This window comes from Corallococcus caeni, from assembly GCF_036245865.1.
GTDB lineage: Bacteria > Myxococcota > Myxococcia > Myxococcales > Myxococcaceae > Corallococcus > Corallococcus caeni.
On sequence record NZ_BTTW01000003.1, the window covers coordinates 69629 to 93571 of the forward strand.

Here is a 23943-nt window from a genome sequence, read left to right on the forward strand (position 1 = left end):
GGACGGGCATTTTCGCTTTTAAAATGCCCATGTCACACGCGGGCCATGCTGCGTCGTCCTGGGGATGAGGGTAGGCACTTCGCCGCCCGGAACAGGGAGTTCCTAATGAAGCCCAGGATGAATCCTTTCGCGGTCGCGCCGGAAGCCGTCAACGTCATGCTGGAGCTCAGCAAGAAGGTGGAGGCCCTGGGGCTGGAGCGCAGCCTCCTGGAGCTGATCAAGATCCGCGCCTCACAGCTCAACGGCTGCGCCTTCTGCATCCACATGCACACGCGCGACGCCCGCGTGCACGGGGAGACCGAGGAGCGCATCTACCTGCTGGACGGCTGGCGGGAGTCGCCGCTGTACACCGAGCGTGAGCGGGCGGCCCTTGGCTGGACCGAGACCCTCACGCTCGTCTCCGAGACGCACGCCCCGGACGAGGACTACGCTGCGCTCAAGCCGCACTTCACCGAAGAGGAGATCGTGAAGCTGACCCTCATGATTGCCATCATCAACTCCTGGAACCGGTTCGCCATCGGCTTCCGGAACGTTCACCCGGTGGCCGCTCGCAGTGACGCCGCCTGACCTGAATCCCGCGGACGTCTTCGACCCGCTCCGCCCCCGGCTGCTCCGCATCGCGTACCGGATGCTGGGCATCGTCGCGGAGGCGGAGGACGTGGTGCAGGAGGCGTATCTGCGTTGGCACCAGACGGACCGCGCGGCCGTGCGGGACGCCGAGGCCGTGCTCGTCCGCACGGTGACGCGCCTGTGCCTGGACGTCCTGAAGTCCGCGCGTGTCCGCCGCGAGGAGTACGTGGGCACCTGGCTCCCGGAGCCCATCATCGAGCCAGTGGAGGGCGACGACTTGACGCTGACCCTGATGATGGCCCTGGAGCGCCTGTCCCCGCTGGAGCGGGCCGCCTTCCTCCTGCACGACGTGTTCGGCATGGATTTCGAGGAGGTGGCGAAGGCCATCGACCGCGATCCCGCCGCATGCCGCCAGCTCGCCAGCCGGGCACGGGCCCACGTGCAGGAGGCCCGGCCCCGCTTCCCCGTGTCGGAGGCGAAGGGGCACGAGCTGGCCTCTGCGTTCCATGCCGCGTCACGGAGCGGGGATGCGCACGCGCTCAAAGCGCTCCTGGCCCAGGACGTCATCCTGTACGCCGACGGTGGCGGCAAGGCGAAGGCGGTCCTCAACCCCATCTACGGCCAGGAGAAGCTGTTGCGCTTCTTCGCGGGGCTCAGCCGCATCGCGACCGTGCGCGCGGCGCAGCTCGTATACGAGGGCACCATCGACGGCCTGCCCGCGTACGTCACGCTGGAGGCGGACGGGACGCTGCAGACCACGGCGCTCGCCATCGAGGACGGCCGCATCGTCGCCCTCTATGTCACGCGCAACCCCGACAAGCTGAAGGGCATCCGGCGGGCGGTGGGCAGCGAGCCGTCGTAGGGGTTCAGCGCGCGGCGAAGGACTCGCGCGCGAAGTCGACGAACTGGAGCAGGGCGGGCGTGGCGCCGGACTACCTCCAGGCTCCGTCACCGGCAGGTCGATGAAGGCCACGCCGGAGGGGTGCTCCGGATAGGGTGGGGCGCATGTCCCGTCGCTTCCACTCCGAGCCGTTGCTCCTCGTGCTGCGCCACCTGGAAGCGTCGCTGCCGTCCGGACCTGTCTCCATCGAAGTGCCGGATCCGGATCTGGGCCACGGACGCTATCCCGGGGAGCGCGTGGAGGGCGGGCTCGTGCACCGGCCGCTGCGGAGCTGGTGCGACCTGGCGGAGGGGCTGTCGTGCCGCCTGCGCACGCCGCGCGCGGTGGACGCGACGCACGTGCGGCTCACGTTCGAGCCCCTGGGGCCGGAGGCGTCGTGGCATGCCGGAGGCGGGGCTCGCACGCAGGCGCCGCAGGAGCGCTACGGCGCCGAGTCCGACTTCGCGCGCGTGCGGAAGTTCGAGGACGCGGGCTTCCTGGTGCCCTGGCTGGAGGCCGTGGGGCGGCTGGCATTGCCACCGGGAGCGCGGCTCCTGGATCTGGGCGTCAACCGGGGCGACGAGCTGGCTGCCTTCGCGGACGTGGAGGGCATCCGCTTCGTCGGCGTGGACCACAGCGCGAGCGCCCTGGCGGAAGCTCGGGCGGCGTTCCCGGACGCACGCCATGCCTTCGTGCAGGCGGACCTGAACGCGCTGCCCCCGGACCTGGGCCGCTTCGACGCGGTGGTGTCGGTGGGCACGTTGCAGAGTCCGGGCGTGGATGACCGGGCGTTGTTGCGCAAGCTGGTGCAGGAGCACCTGGAGCCCAAGGCCGCGCTGCTGCTGGGCTTCCCCAACTCACGCTTCCGGGACGGCGAGGTCGTCTACGGAGCGCGCGTGCGCAACCTGCGTGAGCCGGACCTGTCGCTGCTGGTGAAGGACCTGTCCTTCTACCGCCGCTACCTGCACCAGCACGGCTTCCGCACGTTCCTGGGCGGCAAGTATGACCTGTTGCTCACGGCTGTGAGGGGGCAGGGGTTCGGCTCGGATGCCGAAGACACCTGAGTCAAGACCGCGTGTCTCGCTGCGACAGGAGATGGGCCGTGACAGGCACCACCAGCAGGCTGGCCATCCAGACATAGAAGCCGATGGCGGTCAGCCTGGGGGCTCCAGGTCCCCGCCAGCGGACACTGTCCGCAGCGGGGCCTGGCGACCCGGGTCTACTTCGCGGCCTTGGCGCGCAGCTTCTCCAGCGTCTGGGCGAGGCGGCGCGCGCGGGTCTCCTCTTTCTTCGCCTCCGTGAGCGCCTGCACGAACTCCTTGCGGTGCGTGAAGGCCAGCTTCGTGAACACGTCCCGCAGCGCGGGCTCCGCGTCCAGCGCGCGCTGGAGATCCTCCGGCACTTCGATCTCCCGAGGTGCCGTGTCCTTCTCCAGCGTGATGCTCAGCATCGCGCCTTCCTCCACGCCCGCGGCCTCGCGCACGTCCTTGGTGAAGCCCAGGTAGGTGATGCCGCCGTACACCATCAACCGGCTCCGGAAGGGATGCCCGTTGACGGTGCCCACCACGGGCGGCCGTGCTTCACCGTATTCCTCGCGGCTGTCGAACGGACAGCGCACGAAGCGGCCTCCCGCGTCGTTGGCCACTTCGAGCTTCGCCTTGAACTTGCGTGAGGCCATGGGCGCGTCTCCCTGCTACGGCTTGACGAACTTGAACGCGAACCGGTCGCTGGTGCCCCGGCGCTCGCCCGCGGCTCCCGGGCTGGAGTTCCAGTCGCGCGTGTCCTCGGGGTTGCGCCAGGTGTTGGCCTCCTCCTGGAGCTTGAAGCCCGCGGCCTGCACCTCCTCGCGCACCAGCTGCTCGTCGATGCGGTGCAGCGTCTGGCCCTCCGTGATGCCCGTGCCCGGCCGCCCGCTGGAGTCGAGGATGACGTAGACGCCGCCGGGCTTGAGCGCCTGGAACACCGCCGCGTTCATCTTCGCCCGGTCCACGGCCAGCCAGCCGGTGTCGTGGTAGATGATGTGGCTCACCACCGCGTCCAGCGTGCCGTTCAGCTCGGGCGGGAAGGGGGCGTCCAGCTCGCGGTCCAGGCGCACCACGTTCTGGTTCACCGGCCGCGCCAGCCGCTCCTGCCACGGCTTCTCCGCGAACCGCTCCAGCACGACCTTGGGATTCTCACCGTACACCTTGCCCGTGGGACCCACCGCGCGCGCCAGCAGCTCCGTGGTGTATCCGCCGCCCGCCATCAGCTCCGCCACCTGCATGCCGGGCTTCACGCCCACGAACTCCAGCAGGGCCGCGGGGTGCCGGCCCGCGTCCAGCTTGCGGTCCGCCTCCGTGCGGTCCGGCGCGTCCACCAGCGCCTGCGCCGGCACGGACGCCGCCTGGGCCTGCGTGGAGGACGCCGGAGCCGTGGGCGTCGAGTGGGAACAGCCCGCGAGGGCAAGGAACGAGACCGCCATCAGTGCATTGCGCATGGCCCATCCATATCGCTGGCGTCCGCGCCTGCCTTCCGAAAAGAAGGCAGTTGTCCGCTTGCGGGACGCTCGTGGCCAGCTGGCTGCCTGCGCGCTGCGCGCTGACGAATAGGCCTTGTGGTTCCTGGCGGGTCAGGCGACCTCGTGCGCGGCCCTGGCCCAGCGCACGCCGTGCAAGCCCAGGCTCCGCGCCTCGGACTGCATCAGCGAGCCGTACTGCTCATCCACCCACTGGCGGAAATAGGCGTCCGGCGCCGCGAGCACCAGGTGTCCGTCCTCCAAGCCCACCGCCCGGGCCTTGCTCAGCCAGGACAGCGCGTACCGCTTGCCCTGGGCACGCACGCCTTCCAGACACGCGCTCCAGACGCGAGCGGACTCCGAGGACGCGGCCTCCGCGGGGACCGCGACACCGGCCTCCGAGGTGTCCGCCTCCGCTCCGTCCTCCAGCGGCGGGACGTAGCGCGTCCAAACGCGGGGCGAACAGAACGCGACGACGGTGCCTACGGGCTGCCGGGTCCGGCCCCAGTCGGACTGGAGGTAGCCCTGGCAGGCGGCATGGAGCCGGGCCTCATCGCCGTCCACGCCGCGCAGCGCCTGGGCGTACCAGTCCGCCCAGCCGGCGGGCGGCTTCTCCCGGGGAACGCCCCGGAAGGCCTTCGCCCGGGCGTCCTGGAAGGTGTCGAAGAAGGCCGCCGCGCGGGCGGCCAGGGTGGGGGCGGGGAGGGGACGGACCGCGTCCGGAGGCGGCTTGGGTGTGTCCTCGCGGGGCGGGGTGGCCGGGACCAGGTGCGTGCCGGGGAGGGAGAGCTGGATGGGATCCTGCTCCGCTTCCGGGGGCGTGGTGTCCTCGACCGCGAGGAGGGCCACGGGAGCCAGGTGGGCCGGGAGCGAGGCCGCGTTTTCCAGTTCAGTCAGGTCGGCAGCAGCAGATGAAGATCTCTTCTTCTCCTTCTCCCTTCTGTTTCTGGCGGAGGACGTCCCGGACGTGTCCTTGGGACGTCCGGCGGACACGTCGATGCCCCGGGCGGCGGCGCGCTCACGCCGCTTGCGCTCGGCCTCCTTCTTCCGCTTGTCGAGCACTCCGACGTAGCGATCGCAGAGGGTGAGGCGCACGCCGTCGTCTTCACGGATCAGGAGGCGGGCGCGGAGGAGGGCGGACCAGAAGGCGCCGGGGGTGCCCGTCCAGCGGACAGCGGACTCCAACGCCTCAATCCACACGGCTTCGTCCGCGGACGCGTCCCACGCCTGTCCTTCGGACGCGTCCGCGGACGGTCCGAAGGACACGAAGCGCCCTTCGGGCAGTGCCTGCACGGCCCAGATCTGCAGCTCCACCATGGCGCCCAGGAACGCGCGGCGCTCCATGCCCAGCGAACGCGCGGCGCCGATCACCGCGAGGCTCATGGGGAAGCCCACGTCCACCTGCACCCAGTCCAGACCCGCCACGTCCACGCCTCCCAGCCCGGACGCGGTGAAGCGTCCGGCCCTGTGCCCTGGTGCCCGCTACGAGCGCACGTCGCTGCCCGATGTCGTGGGTCGTCCCCCGGTCCGCTGCTCCTGCGTTGATCGCACGGAGCCGGCCAGAAGCCGGGCGCACCACGAGCGCAGGAGGTGGGATGGGGGCGGGGGATGATCCACGGACCCGCGATCTGTGTCGTCGGGCCCGAACCGTCTACCCCCCGGGTTCTCCAGCGGACGTCCCGCGAACGGCGCTACAGGGCGCTACAGCGGAAAGAGGCCGTCGCTCCACAGAAGGGAGCGACGGCCGGGAGCCCGCGTGGATTAGCGGACGGGGGCCGTCACGGCCCGTTCACCTGGAGGTTGTCGATGGCCAGACCGCAGCCGACGCCGCCGGAGGTGCTGGTGAGCTGGATGCGCGACGTGGTGCTGGTGGCGTTGAACACGTAGGTGCGCAGGCTCCACGACGCGGACGCGTTGGAGAAGCTGGCGCTGGACGGGCCATAGTTGATGGTGGCCGACCGGGACACCGTGGCGCAGTTGGGGCTGTTGGACAGGTAGAACGTCACCGTGTAGCCGGCGCCGACGACGGTGGGGACGTCCTGGTACAAGGAGCCCGCGCCCAGGCCGTTGAGGTCAATGGACTGCAACCCGTTCTGCGCCGCCTTGTACGGGCTCCGCATCACCTTGATGCCGGAGGTGATGGTCCAGCCCGGCAGCGCGGTGCTGCCCGCGCTGAGGACCACGTAGTTGGAGGCAATGGCGTTGGTTTCGAAGCTGCCGTTGGTGGCGACGTTGATGCCCTGCTCGACGTTGCCCAGCTCCGGGTCGTTGATCACCGCGTCCGGGCCCCCACAGCCCGCCAGCGCGAAGAAGCCAAAGCCCGCCACCGCGCTGCAACGCAGCACATGCTTGCGATTCATGATGTGATTCCCCCTGAGATGTGTTTCGCCCGCGCGCCGTGCGACAGGCGAAACACACACTACATGTTTTCACATGTGGTGTGTGAAACTTCACATTCAGGGTTGCTGCCCTGGCTGCCCTCCAGGCGGGTCAGGGCGCAGTGCAGGTGCTGGAAGGGCTGAGCACGGCGCCTGGGTCGATGGAGCAGGATTGGACGCTTCGCAGGTGGACGTAGCCGGCGGCGCCACCGCCGCCGCCACCGCCGCCCCTGGTTCCAAAGCCATCCATGATGCCATCGCTGCCCTGGGTCGGGGAGGCCATCCGGGCCCCTCCCGCGCCTCCGGCGCCACCCGTGGTATTGCCCGTGGTGCCGCCGCTGGCAGGGGTTGCCGTCGTCTGGGACCCGTTGGCGCCATCCGAGCCTGCATTGTTGGCGTCGGAGCCACCCTTGCCTCCGCCGCCACCGTTGGCGGTGATTCGGGCCGCGGACGTGAGTTGGAGTTGGAAGGCCTCCAGCACGATGCGCCCGCCGCTTCCTCCTCCGCCGCCACCGGCTCCGGCGGAGCCACTGGCATCGCCGCGTTCGCCGCCATTGCCGCTCGCCGAGAGGGTCTTCGCCACGGTCAGCGTGCGTGACACGGAGAGCTGGAGCGCACCGCCTCCCGCTCCGCCCTTGCCACCCGCGGCGGATTGATTGCCTCCACCATTGCCTCCCGCGCAGCCTCCCAGCAAAGGCTGGGGCGTGGCCGGGCGGCCATTGCCCGCGCCGCCCTGGGTCGGGCCGTTGCTGCCCTTGCCGCCGCTCCCGCCGGGGGTGCCATTGCCCGCGCCGCCACCGCCACCGCCAGTGCTGCCAGTGAAGGTCCCGGCGACGCCGTTGGAGGAACCGCACTCCGTATTGCCATTCAGGATGCTGCCCGTGGTCAGCAGGGATTGGTCCACGTTCGCATTGCCGTACACGGCCAGGATGACGGGGGAGGGACCCTTGATGGTCAGGGTCCCATTCAGCACCAATGTCCGCACCGGGATGAGCAGGGCGGGAGGGTTTCCGGAGCCCTGGGAGAGCGATTGGATCTTCAAGGTGCTCAGCGTCGTGACCGCGGCTTCGGGCGCGAAGGTCGAAGTGGCGGTGTCGAACGTCACGTCCGAATTGGTCCTGAGCTCACCGATGTCCGCGGCCGCGATGGCGTTCGGATCGAAGTTGTAGGGCTGATAGGGGAACGGGCTGCAAGCAGCGCTCGCCAGGCACACGCCCGGAACTCCACTGGAGGTCGTGCAGGCCGCGTTGAGGTCGACCTCGAACTCACATTCGTTGCTCACCGTGCACTGCTGCTTCACGCGGTGGCACGCAGGAGGGGAGCAGGCCGTGGGCGTGCCTACGCAGTGGCCATTCCCATCGCATTGGTCCGCCTGGGTGCACGTCAGCGGATCCTGGCAGGACGTGGTGGCCGGGAGCGGGGCGAAGGCACAGGCACCGGTGGCTGGGTTGCAGGTGCCCTGCGCATCAAAGCACTGCTCCGTGCCGGTGCAGGTACGCTGCGTGCCCGCGCACATCCCGTTGGCGCCGCACTTGTCATCGTTCGTGCACTTGTTGCCGTCGTCGCAAGGCTGTCCCGCAGGGGACTCGGCGGCGACGCACATTCCCGTGGCGGGCTGGCACTCCTGCCGCGGTTCGCACGCGCCGCTGGGCTGGGTACAGGTCTTCGTGCTCGCGGGCACACATCGCGCCTCCAGGCCCGCGCCTTCGCAGTGGTCGCCCACCGTGCAGGCGTTGCCGTCATCGCATGCCGAGCCCCCGCAGCCCGCCTCCTGGCAGCCCACCCGCTGGTTGCAGTTGAGGTCCACCGTGCTGCCGCAGGTCTCGGTGGCGCCGGGGTGGATGGCCCCGTTGGAATCATCGCAGTCAGTGGGCTTCGACCACGTGGCACCGGCCAGGTAGCCGTCCTCGTCCCCGTCCGACGCGAAGAGCTGGAGGCTCAGCTGGGCGAACGCCTTCGCGGGGACGACCACGGGCTGCTCGCTGGCGCGCGCCTCCACGACCTCCCCCGCGCACCGGTCCCCCGCGGCCTCCGTGTACGACGACACGGTGACGCTCAGCGCCGTGTCCCAGTCCGCCTTGCGGCGCACCGCGACCAGGAGCTCGTTCTTCTCCGTGTTCTTGAACCGGGTGGCCGGGATGTCCGTGGCCTCCTGGTGCCCCTGCGCGTCCTTCGCCTCCACGCGCACGCACGCGGGCTTGAAGGAGCCGTACGTCACGGACACCCGGATGGCGCCTTCGTCGGGAGCCTTCTCCCCACAGGCAGCCAGCAACACCACACATCCCAGCAGGCAGAGCCGATACATGGCGCCGCACTGTACTCAACCCGTCCGGGAGCAGGGGAGCGGGGTCGCCTGGACCCCGCTCCTCCGTCACAGGGGGCTTCAGCCGCGCAGGGACACCACCGTGACACCGTCGCCGCCCTCGTGGCTCTCCCCGGGGCGGAACATGCGGATGTACGGCGACGCGGCCAGGTGGTCGCGGATGGCCTGCTTGAGCGCGCCGGTGCCGTGGCCGTGGATGATGAGCGCGGCCTCCTCACCCTTGCGCAGGCCCTGGTCCAGGAACGTCTCCAGCTCCGCCAGCGCGTCGTCGGCGCGCATGCCGCGCACGTCGCATCGGAAGTTCGTGGCGTCCACCTGGGACGGCGCCGCGGAGGCCGCGCGCTTCAAGGCCGCTTCGCCCTTCCGCTGCTCCGGGAACTTCGCCTGCTGCGGCTTCTTGCCCCGCGAACCGGACAGCTCCGTCGTGGGCACGCGCATCTTCAGCGCGCCGCCCGCGGACACCACCGCCTGGCCGTCCGTCAGCTCCAGAATCTCCACGTCCCGGCCCAGGCCGGAGTGGTGCACCCACGCGCCCACCTTCAGGTTCGCGGGCCCCGGGGCCTCCACCTGGAACAGCTCCGCCTTGGCCGCCGCCGCGCGCTTCAGCGCCTCGTCCGCGCGCTGCTGCAGCTGCTGCCGCGCCTCCGAGAGCGCCTTCTCGCTCTGCTCCGCGCGCAGCTTCACCAGCAGGTCGCGGACCTCCTGCGCGGCGTGCTCGCTGGCCGCGTGCACGTCCTCGTTGAACTGCATCATCCGGCCCTTGCGCTCGCGCTCGAAGGCGACCTTCTGCTTCTCCAGCTCCGCGCGCAGGGCCTCCGCCTCCTTCGCCGCGAGCCGCGCCTTCTCCAGCTCCTCGGAGAGCTTGCGCCGCTCGTCCTCCGCCGCCGCCAGCGCCTTGGTGAGCGGGCCGCCCGCGTTGAGCGACAGCTCCCGGGCGCGCTCGCACACCGAGGCCGGCAGGCCCACCCGCGCCGCCATGTCGATGGCGGACGACTGTCCGGACGCGCCCATCTGCAGCCGGTATGTGGGCGCCATCCGCTTGGAGTCGAAGCCCACGCGCGCGTTGAGGAAGCGCGGATCCATGTGCGCCAGCGCCTTGAGCTCCTCCAGGTGCGTCGTCACCAGGACGTACGCCCCCTTGCCCAGGAGCTCCTCCAGCACCGCGATGGCGATGGCCGCGCCCTCGCGCGGATCCGTGTCCGCCGCGATCTCGTCGATGAGCACCAGCGAGTCCGTCGCCACCGCCGACAGGATGTCGCGCAGCAGGGTGACGTGGCCGCTGAACGAGGACAGGCCCTGCGCCAGGTCCTGCGTGTCACCCACGGTGGAGTGCACGGAGCGGTACAGCGGCATCCGCGATCCTTCGCTCACCGGGATGGGCAGGCCCGCGCGCAGCATCAGCGCGCACAGCCCCACGCCCGTCAGCGTCACCGTCTTGCCGCCCGCGTTGGGGCCGGACACCACCAGCGCCCGGGCCTCTTGCGTGAGCGTCACGTCGTTGGACACCACCTCCGAGCCCTTGAGCACCAGGCGCGGGTGGCGCAGCGCGCGCAGCTGCAGCTCCTTCACGGCCTCGAACGTGGGCGTCGTGGCGTCCAGGTCCGCGGACAGGACGGCGATGGCCTCCACCTCGTCCAGCTCCGCCACCGCCTCCAGGCCCTCCAGGATGCGCACGGACTCGCGGCCCACGAGCCGGCTCAGCTCCTGGAGCACCTTCAGCTCCTCCTCCGCGACCTCCGACTGCGCGATGGCCAGGTCGTTGCCCAGGCCCACCATCGCCTGGGGCTCCATGAAGAGCGTCTGCCCCGTCTGGCTGGCGTTGTGGACGATGCCGTCCACCTCCGAGCGGTAGTTCGACACCACCGGCACCACGTACCGCCCGTTGCGCAGCGTGTAGTAGTTCTCGCGCAGCTTGGTGGTGAACGTCTCGTCGTGCAGCAGCTCGTCCAGGCGCGTCTTGATGCGCCGGTGCAGGCCGCGCGCCCTGTCCCGCGCCTCCTTCAGCTCCGGGCTGGCGCGGTCGGCGATGGTTCCGTCCGGTTCGAAACACTGATCCAACCGGCGCGCCATGGCCTCCAGGAAGGGCAGGCGGCGGGAGATCTCCACCAGGCGGGGGACGCGCTCCTTGCGCTCGTCCAGCGCCTCGCGGGTGCGCGCGAAGGCGAAGAGCAGCTGGGCCGCGTCGATGAGCTGGCGGGGCTCCAGCACGCCGCCCTTCTCCGCGTGGCCCACCGCGGTGCGCAGGTCCGTCACGCCGCCCAGGGGCAGGGAGAACTGCTGCTGGGAGAGGAAGCGGGCCTCGTCGACCAGGGCCAGCGCCTCGGCCACTTCCGCCTCGGTGTCGAGGAAGGGACGGGCTAGCACCCGCTCCCTCCCTGGCTCCGTGCGACAGCGCTGCGTCAGCGCGCGGAGCACTTCCGAGAATCCAAGGTCTTCCAACGTCCTTTGGGAAATCTGCACAGTCATGGGTTTCATGCGAGGCCGGGTGTCCGTCAAGGGGAAGTATTGAGGTGGCCCACCTGGCTCTGCTATCTGCCAACCATGATGTGGGTTCTCGTGGCGGCGGTGCTGGCGGGCGCGTCCGACGCAGCGGCTCCCCCGGTCCTGACGGCGCAGGCGGCCGCGGCTCCCGGCTCGCTGGCGGACGCACTGGCGCTGGAGACCGCGGGCAACGACGCGGGAGCCCTCGTCGCCCTGGAGCGGCTGGTTTCTAACCAGCCCCGCTGGGAGTTGCCCAGGCTGGAGGCCGCGCGCCTGCTCCTCAAGGGAGGCAGCGCCCCGGAGCTGGAGCGCGCTGGAGCGCACCTGGAGGCCGCCCTGCGCGAGGCCCCGGACAACCCCCGCGTCTGGTTCCTCCAGGGACAGCTCCTGGAGGAGCGGAGCGCCTCCTTCGACGCCATCCGCGCCTACGAGAAGGCCGTGGCCCTACGGCCGTCCTATGACGACGCGCGCTTCCGGCTCGCGGGCCTCTGGGCGCAGATGGGGGACTGGCTCAAGGCGGAGCTGCACTACCGCCCCCTGTCCAAGTCCCGGCCCGCGTGGGTGCAGGTGCGCATGCAGCTGGCGGCGGTGCTGGAGAAGCAGGGCCGGACGCTGGACGCGGAGCGGGAGTTCCTGGCCGCGCGCGACGCCCAGCCGGACAACCCGGGTGTCTTGAGGACCCTGGCGGCCTTCTACGAGCGGACGGACAGGCCCCAGCTCGCCGCGAAGGTGAGGGCGCGGCTGACGGCGCCGGAGAAGCGCAACATGCGGGCGCTCAAACCTTCCAAGCGCTGACAGCGAGTAGCGGGGCGCGGTCCGTGGCGATTGCTTCGCGCGACGCGCTGCATACACTGCCCCCGCTTTGAAGACCGCCAACCTCGCCATCGTCTTCACCGACATCAAGGGCTTCACCGAACGCACCAGTCGGCAGACGCTGGAGGAGAACCAGCGTCTGCTCCAGGTGCATGAGGCGTTGCTCGCGCCGCTGTTCAAGGCGTTCGGTGGACGCATCATCAAATCGATTGGCGACGCGTTCCTCGTCACCTTCGAGTCCCCCACCCAGGCCGTCCTGAGCGGCATCGCCATCCAGGACCGGCTCTGGCACCACAACCGGGAGCTGCTGGAGGACGATCAGATCCACGTCCGCGTCGCCGTGAACGTGGGCGAGGTGCGGGTGGAGAACAACGACATCTTCGGCGAGCCGGTGAACATCGCGGCCCGCGTGGAGGGCATCACCGACGCGGACGAGGTCTTCTTCACGGAGGCCGTCTACCTCTCCATGAACAAGGCGGAGGTGCCGTCGCAGGAGGTGGGGTCCTTCGAACTGAAGGGCATCCCCGGGAAGATCCGCGTCTTCCGCGTGCCGCGCGCGCCCTACCGGGTGGAGGCGCCGGCGCCGGACGCGGTGCTGCCCACGCCGGAAGAGCTGTCCTCGCTGCCGCCGTACGGCAACCTGGCCCTGGCGCGCGTGGCGGATCCGGGCCTGGACCTGGGCGCCCTGGGCCAGCGCGCGGCGGGGGTGGGGGCGGCGGTGGGCCAGCGTGCGGCGGCGGGCGCGGTGGCGGTGGGCCAGCGGGCCACGGTGCTGGGAAAGCAGGCGCGCACCGCGACGGATGCGCTCTGGGCGCGCGTGTACGCGAGGCTGCCGCCCGCCATCACGTCGAAGGTGTCGTCCACGGTGGCCGGCTGGGGCGTGAGCGCGGTGCTGCTGGCGGTGGTGCTGCTGGGTGGAGGGCTGCTGCTGGGCGAGGGCGGCCCTGCCCTGCGGGCCATCCGCGACGTGGAGGGCACCTCCGGCGCGGAGCGGGCCGCGCGCGTGAGCGAGGCGCGGCGGCTCATCAAGCAGGAGGAGCCGGATCAGCGCGTCTACCTCAACGGGCGGCTGGAGGAGGCGCAGGGCAACTGGGGCCCCGCGATGGCCCTCTACGCGCAGGCGGTGCGCAAGGACGGCAACGGCCGCGCGGAGTCCCGGCTCATCTCGTTCCTGAAGCACGAGCAGTGCGGCGTGCGCTCCGGGGCGGCGGAGGTCCTGGCCGGCCTGCACCTGGAGTCCGCGCGCGGGCCGCTGGAGACGCTGGCCGACGACGGGGGCCCGAACGACGGCGCGTCCGGGGGCTTCCTGGGGCTGAGCACCTGTGACTCGAAGAAGGCGGCCGCGAGCGCGCTCAAGCGCCTGGCCGCGAACTGACCTGCGAACCTGATCCGCCTCGCCCGCGCAGGCCGTGGGCGGCGGGACGAGGCGACCGAACGTGACGAAGGTGAAGACGGGACTGGATGTGTGGGCCGCGCAGGGCTTCTCCGCGCTCAAGGGCAAGCGCGTGGGCGCCATCGTGAATCCCACGAGCGTGGACTCGCGCTTCCGCCACCTGGCGGACCTGCTGGCCGGCACCGAGGGCGTGACGCTGGCGGCGCTCTTCGGGCCGGAGCACGGCATCCGCGGCGAGGCCCAGTACATGGTGGCCGTGGACGAGGCGCGCGACCGCAGGACGGGCGTCCCGGTGCACAGCCTCTACGGCTCCACCTTCGAGTCGCTCTCCCCGCGCCAGGAGTGGCTCAAGGGGCTGGACGCGCTGGTGTTCGACATCCAGGACGTGGGCAGCCGCTACTACACCTACGTCTACACCATGGCCCTGGCGATGAAGGCCGCCGCCCAGGCCCGCGTGCCTTTCTACGTGCTGGACCGGCCCAACCCGCTGGACGGGGTGACGCTGGAGGGCAACCTGGTGGGAGAGAAGTTCCGCTCCTTCGTGGGGTTGTACGCGCTGCCCAACCGCCACGGCATGACGGCGGGGGAGCTGGCCCGGCTGTTCAACGCGCAGGAGGGCTTCGGCTGCGACCTGACGGTGGTGCCGTGCGAGGGCTGGACGCGCGACATGTCCTGGAGCGACACGGGCCTGCCGTTCCTGCCGCCGTCGCCCAACATGCCCACCGCGGACACGGCGCTGGTGTACCCCGGCATGTGCCAGCTGGAGGGCACCAACGTGTCCGAGGGCCGCGGCACCTGCCGGCCCTTCGAGCAGTTCGGCGCGCCGTGGGTGGACACGGACAAGCTGATGGCGCGGCTGGACAGGGAGCGGCTGCCGGGCGTGGCCTTCCGTCCGGTGGGCTTCACGCCGACGTTCGACAAGTTCCAGGGCCAGTCATGCAGCGGGGCCTTCATCCACGTCACGGACCGCAAGGCGTTCAAGCCGCTGCGCACGGGCATCGCCATCACCCAGGCGCTGCACGACATTGGCCCGGGGCACTTCGACTGGCGGGCGGACGCGTACGAGTTCGTGGACGACGTGCCCGCGTTCGACCTGCTGTGCGGCACCGACCAGGTGCGTCGCGGCATCGAGGAGGGCTGGAGCCTGGACCGGATGCTGGAGGGCTTCGAGCTGCAGACGGAGGCCTTCCGCAAGCACCGCGAGCCCGCCCTGCTGTACGCTTCCGGGCGGTGACCCTCACGTGATTGGCGTCTTCTCCGATACGCATGGCGACCTGGGCGCCTTCGACGCGGCCTACGAGCTGCTGCGGGCGAAGGGCGCGCGGCGCTTCCTCTTCACCGGCGGGCGCTACACGGACCTGGATGAGTGGGTGCTGTGGCGCCGGCAGAAGGGCCGGGGCGGGCGCGAGTACTCCGACGCGGACTTCCTGGCGGACGTGACGCAGTGGCTGGTGGCGCCGCAGGAGGGTCTGTCGCGCACGCCCGCGTCGCGGGAAGCCCCCTCGGACCTCACGTCCGAGGACGACCGGCGGCTGGTGATGGAGCGCTTCGTGCGCGTGCCGGAGCGCGACTCGCTGGCGTACCGGGACCCCGCCGTGGCGAACAAGGCCATGGACCTGGTGGGGGACACGCTCTGCTGCGTGGTGCACGACAAGAACGACCTGGGGCGGGACGACCTGCTCAACGCGCAGGTGTTCATCCACGGCAAGGAGCCGGAGCCGGCGGTGGTGCAGATTGGCCCGCGCTACTTCGTGACGCCGGGCCGGCTGGTAGGGGCCGCGGAGCAGACGTGTGGCCTCCTGGAGAAGGCGGAGCGCAACCTCAGCTTCTCCGCGTTCCGGTTGGATGGGCACCTGGTGCTGCCGCCCCGGGTGCTGCAGGTCGATTCGCGCTCGACGAAGCTCACCGTCAAATAAGAGGCCCGCCGTGAAGGTCGCGCTGCTCGGAGGCTCGTTCAACCCGCCGCACGTGGGCCACCTGATGGCGGCGTCCTACGTCCACGCGACGCAGGGCGTGGACGCGGTGTGGCTGATGCCCACGTTCCACCATCCGTTCGGCAAGCAGCTGGAGCCCTTCGAGGCGCGCGTGCGCATGTGTGAAGCGCTCTGCCGCGAGACGTCCGGCTGGCTCCAGACGAGCCGGGTGGAGCGCGAGCTGGGCGGCGGCGGGCGCACGGTGGACACGCTGGCGTTCCTGGTGGAGCGGTACCCGGACACGCGGTTCTCGCTGATCATCGGCAGCGACATCCTGAGGGACCTGCCGAACTGGAAGGACTTCGACCGCATCCAGCGGATGGCGCGCGTGCTGGTGCTCTACCGCGCGGGCTACCCGGCGCCGGACACGGTGGGGCCGCCGCTGGCGGAGGTGTCCTCCACGCAGGTGCGAGACCAGCTGGCGCGCGGCCTGGAGCCGTCGGAGCTGGTGCCGTCCGCGGTGCTCGCGGTGGCGCGCGAGGAGGGGCTGTTCGGGCTGCGCGGCAGGTAGGCCCGCAGGTCAGAAGCTCAGAAGCTCAGAAGGTCAGCCCGATGATGTGCAGGTCGCCGAAGCCGTCATCGAAGCGGTGGGCGTACTGGTAGAAGAACGAGAGCGCGTAGGCCTGGCCCATGGTGAGCCGCAGCGTGGCGGATCCGCCCACCGCCCCGTGGTTGTCCCGGTTGTCCGTGCGCGCGATGGCCCCGAAGCCGTCCAGCTCCAGCTGGCTGACGAAGAGGGACGGCAGCACCCACAGCGTGGAGGCCCAGCCGTAGTCGATGATGAAGCGGTAGCGGTAGCGCGCGTTGGCGATGAGCACGTTGCGCGCGCGGAAGGTGTGGTCCTCGTAGCCGCGCAGGTATTCGCTGAAGGCGAGCCCCGGCTGCAGCTGGAGGGGCAGGCCGCCATCGCTGGTGCTGTCGCGGTTGATGAAGAAGGCCTGGCCCGGGAGGATGCCGCCGACCTCCAGGAGGCCGTCGGGCGCGCCGGGCAGGGCTCGGCCCACGACGGAGAGCTGGAGGTTGTCCTTGCCGGTGAAGGGCAGGCCGCCCAGGTAGCCGTCCACGCCCAGGCGCACGTCGCCCACGGCGGAGTCGAGCGCGAAGGCCTTCGGGAAGATGCCGCCGCTCGCGGACAGCCCCAGGCCGCGCTGCGTGCCGCCGTAGGACGTGCCCTCGCCGGAGAAGTACGACGCGGCGACCTCCGGACCGATGAGGCGCGTGGTGATGCTCGGCCGGCGATCCGTGGCGTCGAAGCGGCGGTCGAGCGCGAGCACGCCGAAGCTCACCGGCGTGGTCCAGAACGTGCGGGACGCGAACGCGGTGGCTTGCAGATCCGTGCGATCGTCCTCGCGCAGGCGCGACGCGGAGACCTGGATGTAGAAGGGCGACAGCAGCGCGTTGCCGTACGCGAACGACACGCCAGGCTGCTTCTCCTTCAAGTCGTAGGTGAGCGTGAGCGCGTAGGCGTTGAAGCCCAGCCGGTCCTGGCCCGCGATGGAGATGCCCCCCGCGAAGTACGGGTCCTCGCCGTCGACCTCGTTGGGGACCGTGTAGAAGTAGGGGACCCGGTAGTTCGGGATGAAGAAGCCCTCGAGCGGCGAGTAGGGCTCGTCGGTCAGCACGTCCACCGCGCGGCCCACGACGGCGGGCGGCGTCACGGGAGCGTTCACGTCCTGCGCGGGATCCACCGGCGGCGGAGGAGGCGGCGCCACCTGTGCGATGGGGGCATCGGAAGGGGTTGGCGCGGAGGCATCCGTCGGGGCCGCGGGCTGACCTGGGAAGGCGACGAAGCCGTCCTGCGCGTCCGTGCTCGGGGAGGCCGGAGCGGAAGGGGACTCCGCCGGTGGCACGGGTTCCGGAGCCGACGCGGTCGCGACGCTCCCGGACGGCGACGCCGGGGTCGCGCGCAGCTCCGCCAGGGCCTCGGTGAGGGGCGCGCGGTCCACGGTGAAGTTGATGCCGTCGCGGTTGAGGAAGACGACCGCGTCCCCACCCACGGGCGCCACGTCGAGCACCAGGATCGGCGCGTCGGTGACGCGCGCGATGCGACGGGTGGACACCGTCATGACGTGTGCCTGGAGCCGGCCCTCGTGCTCACGAAGGAACACGAGGTGATCGTCGTCCAGCCACCGGGGCGAATAGTTGAACAGCCCGTCCCGCGTGAGCCAGCGCAGCGAACCGTCCGGCTCGCGCAGCACCAGGTCCCAACCCTCCGCGCCGGCCATGGGGAACACGTACCGCCCACCGTCCGGCGAAAGGACGGGCGTGCCCAGCGCGGTGTGCGCCTTGAAGTCCGTCAGCCGCTCGCGCTGGCCGCTCTCCAGGTCCAGCCGCACGAGGTTCGCCGCGTCGCCGCGCACCTCCACGAACACGTACGACTTGCCGTCCAGCGTGACGTCGCCGCCCATGCCCTCCAGGTCGCCCCACAGCCGCACCACGTCGCCCGTGCGCGCGTCCACCCGCCACAGCTTCCCGATGTAGCTGCCCACCGAGTCCACGTCCGCGCTGACCAGGTAGAGCCACTGGCCGTCGCGGCTGAACGTCATGCCGCTGACCAGCGACGGGCTGGCCACCACCCACCGGCGCCCGGGCAGCAGCTGCACCAGCGAGCGGCTGAAGCGCTCGCGGCCGTCGCGCTCGCGCACGGTGAGGTGGGTGATCTGCTCGCGGCCCACGCTCAAGAGCGCGGTGCTGCCGTCGAGCGGGTTCGCGGCGAGCCGCGAGAAGTAGCCCCCCTCCCGCACGAGCACCTGCTGGGTCGCGGGGCGCTCGCGGTTCGCGAGGTGCTTCTGGAGGCTCTCCTCGAACTCGCTGAACAGTGACCCGATGTCCTTGCCGTACACGCGCTTGAACCGCAGCGTCACCGCGATGGGCGGGACCAGCGAGCTGCCCTGTTCGTCCACCAGCTTCCACAGGCGCTCCTCGCCGTAGGTCCGCGCGAGGAACTCCACGAAGTTCATGCCGGTCAGGTAGTTGCCGCCGAACGGCTCCAGCGCGCGGTTCTCCGGGGACAGGTAGCCCGGGTTGAGCTCGCCGCGCCGGGCCTGCACCGCGCCCTCCCACCAGCCGCTCCACACCGGGCTGTGCGGCCGTCCCGTGTCCTTGCCCAGCCTGCCCTCGTAGTAGGTGGCCAGGCCCTCCAGGAACCAGGACTCGGTGAAGATGTTGGGCTGGAAGAGGCCGCCCGTGACCTTGTTGAGGACGTTCCAGAGGCCGCCCACCTGCTGCATCTGCACGTAGTGGACGGACTCGTGACAGGCCACGTCGCCGATCTCCGTCTCACCCAGGCCCAGCAGGTTGAACTGCTCCAGCGTCATGTGCTGCGGCAACACCATCTGCTGCGGCGTGCTGGCGAACTCCGACTGGACGTACGCGTTGTTGAAGTCCGCGCTCGTCAGGTAGACGAGGACCCGCTTGCGCTCGGCCTTGCTCCACGCGTCGGTGCGCAGCCGGTCCACGCAGCCTTCCATCCGGGCGGCCACCCGCAGCGCCGTCGCGCGCAGGTGCACCGGGTAGTACAGCTCCATGGAGCGCGTGGTCAGCTTGTGCATCTCGTCCCGGGCGAACGACGCCTGGACGTTTTGCGGAAAACGGGGTGCGACGAAAGCACACCCGGATGTCAGCAGAAGGAGACACGCGAGGATGGCGGGCTGGCGGGCAGGCCCGCGAGAAGCTGACATGGTGGGCATCCTAGCGACCACAATTCGTAGTCACGAACGCGTTTTTCACGGTAAGGGAACGCGTCGCCTTCCTCACAGGAATCTTTCCATGACCGACCCCGCCGAGCCCCAGGGGCTCCCTGTTCCGCAGCACGTCCACAACGCGCAGCTCCAGATTTCCGCCGCGCTGGAGAAGGCCGGCGGCGCGCCGGTCGACCTGACGAAGGCGCCGTGGGCGGACGTGGAGAAGGCGGTCATCCAGCTCCTGGGCGGCCGGTTCGACCCGAACAACCCGAACCACCAGGGTGCGGCGCTGGGCCTGGCGGGCGGCTTCGCGCTGCGCCTCATCTCCGAGCACCAGGCCTTCTGGTTCCCCAACCGGGACTCGCCCGAGGGCGCCTCGCTGGGCTTCCCCGAGGCCATCATCATGCTGTCCCCGTTCGGGGCGGTGATGGACGCGCTGGCGCAGGGCAAGTTGACGCGCCTGGACGACCTGGCCAGCGACATCCGCCGCTCGCTGGGGCAGGTGCGCTTTGGCGCCAACCCCGCGCAGGCCCTGGGCGGCGCTCAGCCCCAGAAGCTGGCGCCCCAGGACTACCAGCGCCTGTTCGACCCGGGCTTCCTCCAGTTCATCGTGGTGGATCAGGCCAAGGCGAAGCAGACGCTGGAGGCGAAGACGGACGCGCTGGCGCGCGACGTGCGTGACGCGCTGGGCCGCACCCAGCCGCCGCTGCCGCCGGAGGCCCGCCAGCAGTTCGAGGGGCAGATCGTCACGTCCCTGCAGCGCATGGAGCAGGGCAAGACGCTGGCGGAGCAGGCCGAGCGCGCCCCCCGCCTGGCGGAGCTGATGACGCACCTGGTGGCGACGGTGGGCGGCACGGGTTCGGCGCCGGAGGAGTTCTGGCACGACGTGGTGCTGCCGCTGCTGTTCATCGGCACGCCCGCGAGCTTCCCGCCGCTGGATGACGAGGAGCTGGAGGCGTTCAAGCAGGGCGCGGATCCGCTGGCGCTCTTCGTGGACGTGGTGCCGCACTCGCACCGCGCGCCGGACGAGGGCCTGCTGGGCGCGTTCGAGATGTCCGAGATCGGCCTGGTGCACCCGGCCTTCCAGAAGGTCGGAGCGCTGCGCCTCATCCGCATCAACCCGGACCGGCTGAAGCCGCTGCTGGAGAAGTACGACCCGAACGCGACCATGGACGCGGTGCAGCGCTTCGCGGCGCACGTGTCCAAGGCCGCGGGCCAGCCGGCCGCGGAGTCCCCGCAGGGCAAGGAGATGCTCCAGGCGGCGCTGACGCTGCTGGCGGACCTGAAGCGCTCCGTGTCGGTGCCGGGCGACATCTGCCTGCGCCGCCTCACCGAGGCCGAGGCCGCCTCCGAGCAGGCCCTGGCCATCGTGCGCCGCGCGCTGCAGAGCCCGCGCATCATCCTCACCTAGTCCGGTGGGCGGGGCGCGCGTCCGGGGCCACCGGGACGCGCGCCGTCACTTCTTCGCGAGCAGGGCTTCCAGCGCGGCGCGCGGCTCCGGCTGGAGCCGCCCGGAGGCCAGCCGCAGGGCCCGCCGCGAGAGCTGTGCGTAGAGCGGAGCGATGTCCGAAGGCAGCGCCGCGAGGTGCGCCGCGACAACGCCCGCGTCGCCCCGGACGATGGGGCCGGTGAGCCCGCCTGAGAGTCCGCGCGCTTCGATGCCTCGCAGCGCCGAGCGCATCAGCGGCAGCAGGGCCTTCAGGGCGGCCTCCGGTTCGATGCCAGCCGCGCCCAGGGCGCCCACGGCCGCGTCCGCCAGGGACACCAGTCCGCCAGCGCTCAGCACCGCGCCCGCGTGGTAGGCGGCCCGGTGCGCCTCCGGCACGTCGAACATCGCGAGGCCCACGTCCTCCGCCATGCGCTGGAGCAGGGCGCGCAGGGCAGGGGAGCGCGTGCTGATGGCGGCCGTGTGGCCCGCGAGCGAATCCCGCGCGGAGGACACGGCGCAGAGTGGATGGAAGGAGCCCACCGCGCGGCCCCGCTGCGTCCCCAGCACGGAGAGGGGCAGGGCGCCCGCGGTGTGCACCAGCGCCACCGTGCGCGGCAGCTCGCGTGAGAGCGCTTCGGAAACGGAAGGCACCGCCGCGTCCGGGACGCACAGCACGCAGACACGCGCCTTCTTCAGGTCCGCAAGGGTCGCGGACTTCAGGCCCAGGGCCTGTGTGCGCTCACGGCCCGTGTCGTCGCGCGAGTGCACGCGCACGGGCCAGCGCTTCGCCTGCAACGCCAGCGCGAGCGCACCACCGAGCCTGCCCGCGCCGACGATCACCACGGGGACGCGCTTCGCCTTCGACGTGGCGCTCCGGCCTTGCCGCGCCACCGTCAGGCGGCGTCCCGCGCGAACTGGAGCTGCCCGGCCTGCACGGCCACGCGCACGCGGTCTCCCGCGCCGAACTCACCGGAGAGGATGCGCTCCGCCAGGGGGCCTTCCACCAGCCGCTGCACCACCTGGCGCATCGGCCGCGCGCCCAGCATCGGATCGAAGCCGCCGGACTTGAGCAGGTGACCCACCACGTCCGTGCCCGCCGTGTAGACGATGCCGCGCTCCGTCGCGAGCCGCTTGCTGCTCTCCGCCAGGATGAGCGTGGCGATCTTCGCCACCTCCTGCTCCGCCAGCGGACGGAACGGCAGCCGTTCGTCGATGCGGTTCCACAGCTCCGGAGGCAGCGCCTTGCGCGCCGTGTCCGACGCCAGGTCCAGCGCCTTGCCCTCGGCCGCGTCCGCCGCGCCGAAGCCCACCGCGCGGCCCGTGCGGTTGAACGCCTCCGCGCCCAGGTTCGTGGTCATCACGATGACCGTGTTCGAGAAGTCGATGTGACGGCCCTTGCCGTCCGTCAGCCGCCCCTCCTCCAGCACCTGGAGCAGCAGCATCTGCACCTCGCGGTGCGCCTTCTCGATTTCATCCAGCACCACCACCGACGACGGCCGGCGGCGCACCGGCTCCGTGAGCTGCCCGCCCTCGCCGAAGCCCACGTAGCCCGCGGGCGAACCGATGAGGCGCGACACGCCGTGGGACTCGGACATCTCGCTCATGTCCAGGCGCACCAGCGCGTCCCGGTTGCCGAACAGCACCTCCGCCAGCGCCCGCGCCATCTCCGTCTTGCCCACGCCCGTGGGGCCCAGGAAGAGGAAGCTGCCCATGGGCCGGCGCGACGCGAAGCCCGCGTAGTTGCGGCGGATGACCCGCGCGATGCGCACCACCGCGTCGCCGTGGCCAATCACGCGCTCCGCCAGGTCGCTCTCCAGCCGCAAGAGCCGCGCGGAGTCCTTCATCAGCAGCCGCTCTTCCGGCACGCCCGCCAGCTTCGCCACCACGCGCGCCACGTCCGCCGCGTCCACCCGCTGCTTGCCCTCGCGGTGGCAGCGGCTGCCCGCCAGGTCCACCACGCTGATGGCCTTGTCCGGCATGAACCGGTCCGTCACGTAGCGGCTCGCCAGCGACGCGGCCGCCTCCAGCGCCTCCGGCAGGTAGCGCAGCGCGTGGTGCTCCTCGTAGCGCCCGATGATGCCCTGGAGGATCTGCACCGTCTCCGGCACCGACGGCTCGTTCACCACCACCGGCGTGAAGCGCCGCTCCAGCGCCGGGTCCGCCGCGATGAACTTGCGGTACTCGTCGTGCGTCGTCGCCCCGATGCAGGGGAACTCGCCGCGCGCCATCGCCGTCTTCAGCTCGTTGGCCGCGTCCTGCGGGCCCTCGCCCGTGGAGCCCGCGCCCACCAGCGTGTGGATTTCATCGATGAAGACGACCACGCGCCCCTCGGCCCGGCGGACCTCCTCCTTCAGGGCGTTGAGCTTCTCGGAGAACGAGCCGCGCAGTTGCGTGCCCGCCACCAGCGTGGCCATGTCCAGCTCCACGAGGATCTTCTCCGCCAGCGTGCCGCGCAGCCCCAGCAGGCGCTGCGCCACGCCCTCCACCACCGCCGTCTTGCCCACGCCGGGCTCGCCCAGGAGGCACGGGTTGTTGGTGCGGCGCTTGCCCAGGATGTCGATGACCTCCTCGACCTCCCGCGCGCGGCCCACCACCGGGTCCAGCTTCCCCTCGCGGGCCGCCTGGCTCAGGTTGCGCCCCAGCGACGTGAGCATCGGGAACGCCTTGGCGTCCAGCGTCAGGGCCTGTCCGCGGGCCTGCGAGGGCGGAGGCCCGGCCGGACGGGTGACCGGAGCCGCGGGGGCCGGGGGCGGGGCGGGCGGGGTCGCGCGGGCGACCGGGGCCGGAGGCGGGGCCATGCGCGGCATCGGCGGGGGAGGCGGCTCCGCGCCCGCGTCCTGCGTCGCGTCGTCCTCGTCCACGTCGATGAGGTCGCGCGGCGACAGCGCGGGCGTCATGCGCGAGGCGGGCGGCGTCGTCACCGGCGGCGTCATCACCGGAGCCGGGAGCGGGGCCGGGGGGACGGCGGGACGCGGCACGCTCAGCGCCACCGTGGAGGAGGGAAGGGGAGACGGCGGCGCACCCACCGGGCGGCTCACCGGCGCGCGCGTGGCCACCGCCTGGCCGTAGCCCGGCTGGAGCCGGCGCGGCAGCCCGCCGCTCGTGGAATAAGCCAGGGCGGTGTTGGACAGGGAGATGAGGTCCAGGCCCGTGCGGCCCAGGAGGTCGCTCGCGGCGCAGCGCTTGCGGATGATGGCGATGAGCAGGTGGAGGCAGTCCGCCTCGCCCGCACGGAACGTGCTGGCCAGCTCCCGGGCGCGCGCGGTCAGCTCCTGCACCACGTTGCCCGTCTCCGCCGGGGCCTCCGTGATGAGCTGCAGGAGCGCGTCCTCGTCCACGCCCTTCTCCTTCAGGAGGAGCTGGGCGCGGTTCTCCACCGTGAAGAGCGCGAGCAGTACGTGGGCCGACGTGGGCTTCTGGGCGACGCTGCGGGCAATGTCATGCGCCTCATGGAGAACCTGGGCGAGATCCGTGCTGTCGACCATTCATGCTCCGGCAAGCGTGCAGCCGAGCGGAATACACCGTC

Annotated in this window: 18 protein-coding genes; 9 read left to right on the forward strand and 9 right to left on the reverse strand. The window is 71.3% G+C overall.

What is annotated here, in order from left to right; genetic code table 11:
- The first annotated feature begins 105 nt into the window (after positions 1-105).
- The 3 genes from AABA78_RS14575 (at position 106) to AABA78_RS14585 (ending at position 2514) form a co-directional block, all read left to right on the forward strand.
- Entirely contained in the window at positions 106-567 is a 462-nt protein-coding gene (locus tag AABA78_RS14575) for a carboxymuconolactone decarboxylase family protein (RefSeq protein ID WP_338263685.1), read from the forward strand.
- A gap of 1 nt (position 568) precedes the next feature.
- Entirely contained in the window at positions 569-1432 is an 864-nt protein-coding gene (locus tag AABA78_RS14580; RefSeq protein ID WP_338264290.1) for a sigma-70 family RNA polymerase sigma factor, read from the forward strand.
- A gap of 143 nt (positions 1433-1575) precedes the next feature.
- Positions 1576-2514: a class I SAM-dependent methyltransferase gene (locus AABA78_RS14585; protein WP_338263687.1), complete on the forward strand. Its 939-nt coding sequence runs from the start codon at positions 1576-1578 to the stop codon at positions 2512-2514.
- Positions 2515-2669: 155 nt separating this feature from the next.
- Here AABA78_RS14585 and AABA78_RS14590 read toward each other — a convergent pair whose 3' ends face one another.
- The 6 genes from AABA78_RS14590 to AABA78_RS14615 all read right to left on the reverse strand — a co-directional run bounded on the left by AABA78_RS14590 (position 2670) and on the right by AABA78_RS14615 (position 11111).
- On the reverse strand, positions 2670-3128 hold the full coding sequence (locus tag AABA78_RS14590) for a YdeI/OmpD-associated family protein (RefSeq protein ID WP_338263688.1): 459 nt from the start codon (positions 3126-3128) through the stop codon (positions 2670-2672).
- 15 nt (positions 3129-3143) lie between these two features.
- Complete coding sequence (locus tag AABA78_RS14595; RefSeq protein ID WP_338263690.1) at positions 3144-3926, reverse strand: class I SAM-dependent methyltransferase; 783 nt, start codon at positions 3924-3926, stop codon at positions 3144-3146.
- Between the two features lie 132 nt (positions 3927-4058).
- Positions 4059-5369, reverse strand: a complete 1311-nt coding sequence (locus AABA78_RS14600; protein WP_338263691.1) for a hypothetical protein — start codon at positions 5367-5369, stop codon at positions 4059-4061.
- Positions 5370-5722: 353 nt separating this feature from the next.
- On the reverse strand, positions 5723-6304 hold the full coding sequence (locus AABA78_RS14605; protein WP_171421179.1) for a DUF642 domain-containing protein: 582 nt from the start codon (positions 6302-6304) through the stop codon (positions 5723-5725).
- 130 nt (positions 6305-6434) lie between these two features.
- Positions 6435-8627, reverse strand: a complete 2193-nt coding sequence (locus AABA78_RS14610) for a putative metal-binding motif-containing protein (RefSeq protein WP_338263693.1) — start codon at positions 8625-8627, stop codon at positions 6435-6437.
- A 78-nt stretch (positions 8628-8705) separates the two neighbouring features.
- A complete protein-coding gene (locus tag AABA78_RS14615; protein ID WP_338264291.1) occupies positions 8706-11111 on the reverse strand; it encodes an endonuclease MutS2 in 2406 nt (801 codons plus the stop codon).
- A 75-nt stretch (positions 11112-11186) separates the two neighbouring features.
- Here AABA78_RS14615 and AABA78_RS14620 point away from each other — a divergent pair, with 75 nt between their 5' ends.
- The 5 genes from AABA78_RS14620 to nadD all read left to right on the forward strand — a co-directional run bounded on the left by AABA78_RS14620 (position 11187) and on the right by nadD (position 15816).
- Positions 11187-11921: a tetratricopeptide repeat protein gene (locus tag AABA78_RS14620; RefSeq protein WP_338263695.1), complete on the forward strand. Its 735-nt coding sequence runs from the start codon at positions 11187-11189 to the stop codon at positions 11919-11921.
- A gap of 67 nt (positions 11922-11988) precedes the next feature.
- Entirely contained in the window at positions 11989-13314 is a 1326-nt protein-coding gene (locus AABA78_RS14625) for an adenylate/guanylate cyclase domain-containing protein (protein WP_338263697.1), read from the forward strand.
- A 61-nt stretch (positions 13315-13375) separates the two neighbouring features.
- Positions 13376-14566: an exo-beta-N-acetylmuramidase NamZ family protein gene (locus AABA78_RS14630; protein ID WP_338263698.1), complete on the forward strand. Its 1191-nt coding sequence runs from the start codon at positions 13376-13378 to the stop codon at positions 14564-14566.
- Between the two features lie 7 nt (positions 14567-14573).
- On the forward strand, positions 14574-15248 hold the full coding sequence (locus AABA78_RS14635; RefSeq protein ID WP_338263699.1) for a hypothetical protein: 675 nt from the start codon (positions 14574-14576) through the stop codon (positions 15246-15248).
- A 10-nt stretch (positions 15249-15258) separates the two neighbouring features.
- The gene (gene nadD / locus AABA78_RS14640; RefSeq protein ID WP_338263700.1) at positions 15259-15816 is read left to right on the forward strand and encodes a nicotinate (nicotinamide) nucleotide adenylyltransferase; all 558 of its coding nucleotides are present in this window, start codon (positions 15259-15261) and stop codon (positions 15814-15816) included.
- A gap of 25 nt (positions 15817-15841) precedes the next feature.
- Here nadD and AABA78_RS14645 read toward each other — a convergent pair whose 3' ends face one another.
- Positions 15842-18985: a hypothetical protein gene (locus tag AABA78_RS14645; protein ID WP_338263701.1), complete on the reverse strand. Its 3144-nt coding sequence runs from the start codon at positions 18983-18985 to the stop codon at positions 15842-15844.
- An 88-nt stretch (positions 18986-19073) separates the two neighbouring features.
- Between AABA78_RS14645 and AABA78_RS14650 the strand changes: the two genes are divergently transcribed.
- Positions 19074-20399, forward strand: coding sequence for a hypothetical protein (locus tag AABA78_RS14650; protein ID WP_338263702.1), 1326 nt, complete (start codon positions 19074-19076; stop codon positions 20397-20399).
- Between the two features lie 45 nt (positions 20400-20444).
- Here AABA78_RS14650 and AABA78_RS14655 read toward each other — a convergent pair whose 3' ends face one another.
- Both AABA78_RS14655 and AABA78_RS14660 read right to left on the reverse strand, forming a co-directional pair.
- A complete protein-coding gene (locus AABA78_RS14655) occupies positions 20445-21308 on the reverse strand; it encodes a Rossmann-like and DUF2520 domain-containing protein (RefSeq protein WP_338263703.1) in 864 nt (287 codons plus the stop codon).
- Positions 21309-21310: 2 nt separating this feature from the next.
- Entirely contained in the window at positions 21311-23902 is a 2592-nt protein-coding gene (locus tag AABA78_RS14660) for an AAA family ATPase (RefSeq protein ID WP_338263704.1), read from the reverse strand.
- Positions 23903-23943 lie beyond the last annotated feature (41 nt).

What these genes read in the sequence shown, in the direction of transcription:
- AABA78_RS14575 (WP_338263685.1), top strand. Translation starts at nt 106, where the DNA reads ATGAAGCCCAGGATGAATCCTTTCGCGGTCGCGCCGGAAGCCGTCAAC.
- AABA78_RS14585 (WP_338263687.1), top strand. Translation starts at nt 1,576, where the DNA reads ATGTCCCGTCGCTTCCACTCCGAGCCGTTGCTCCTCGTGCTGCGCCAC.
- AABA78_RS14590 (WP_338263688.1), bottom strand. Translation starts at nt 3,128, where the DNA reads ATGGCCTCACGCAAGTTCAAGGCGAAGCTCGAAGTGGCCAACGACGCG.
- AABA78_RS14595 (WP_338263690.1), bottom strand. Translation starts at nt 3,926, where the DNA reads ATGCGCAATGCACTGATGGCGGTCTCGTTCCTTGCCCTCGCGGGCTGT.
- AABA78_RS14605 (WP_171421179.1), bottom strand. Translation starts at nt 6,304, where the DNA reads ATGAATCGCAAGCATGTGCTGCGTTGCAGCGCGGTGGCGGGCTTTGGC.
- AABA78_RS14610 (WP_338263693.1), bottom strand. Translation starts at nt 8,627, where the DNA reads ATGTATCGGCTCTGCCTGCTGGGATGTGTGGTGTTGCTGGCTGCCTGT.
- AABA78_RS14615 (WP_338264291.1), bottom strand. Translation starts at nt 11,111, where the DNA reads ATGACTGTGCAGATTTCCCAAAGGACGTTGGAAGACCTTGGATTCTCG.
- AABA78_RS14620 (WP_338263695.1), top strand. Translation starts at nt 11,187, where the DNA reads ATGATGTGGGTTCTCGTGGCGGCGGTGCTGGCGGGCGCGTCCGACGCA.
- AABA78_RS14645 (WP_338263701.1), bottom strand. Translation starts at nt 18,985, where the DNA reads ATGTCAGCTTCTCGCGGGCCTGCCCGCCAGCCCGCCATCCTCGCGTGT.
- AABA78_RS14650 (WP_338263702.1), top strand. Translation starts at nt 19,074, where the DNA reads ATGACCGACCCCGCCGAGCCCCAGGGGCTCCCTGTTCCGCAGCACGTC.
- AABA78_RS14660 (WP_338263704.1), bottom strand. Translation starts at nt 23,902, where the DNA reads ATGGTCGACAGCACGGATCTCGCCCAGGTTCTCCATGAGGCGCATGAC.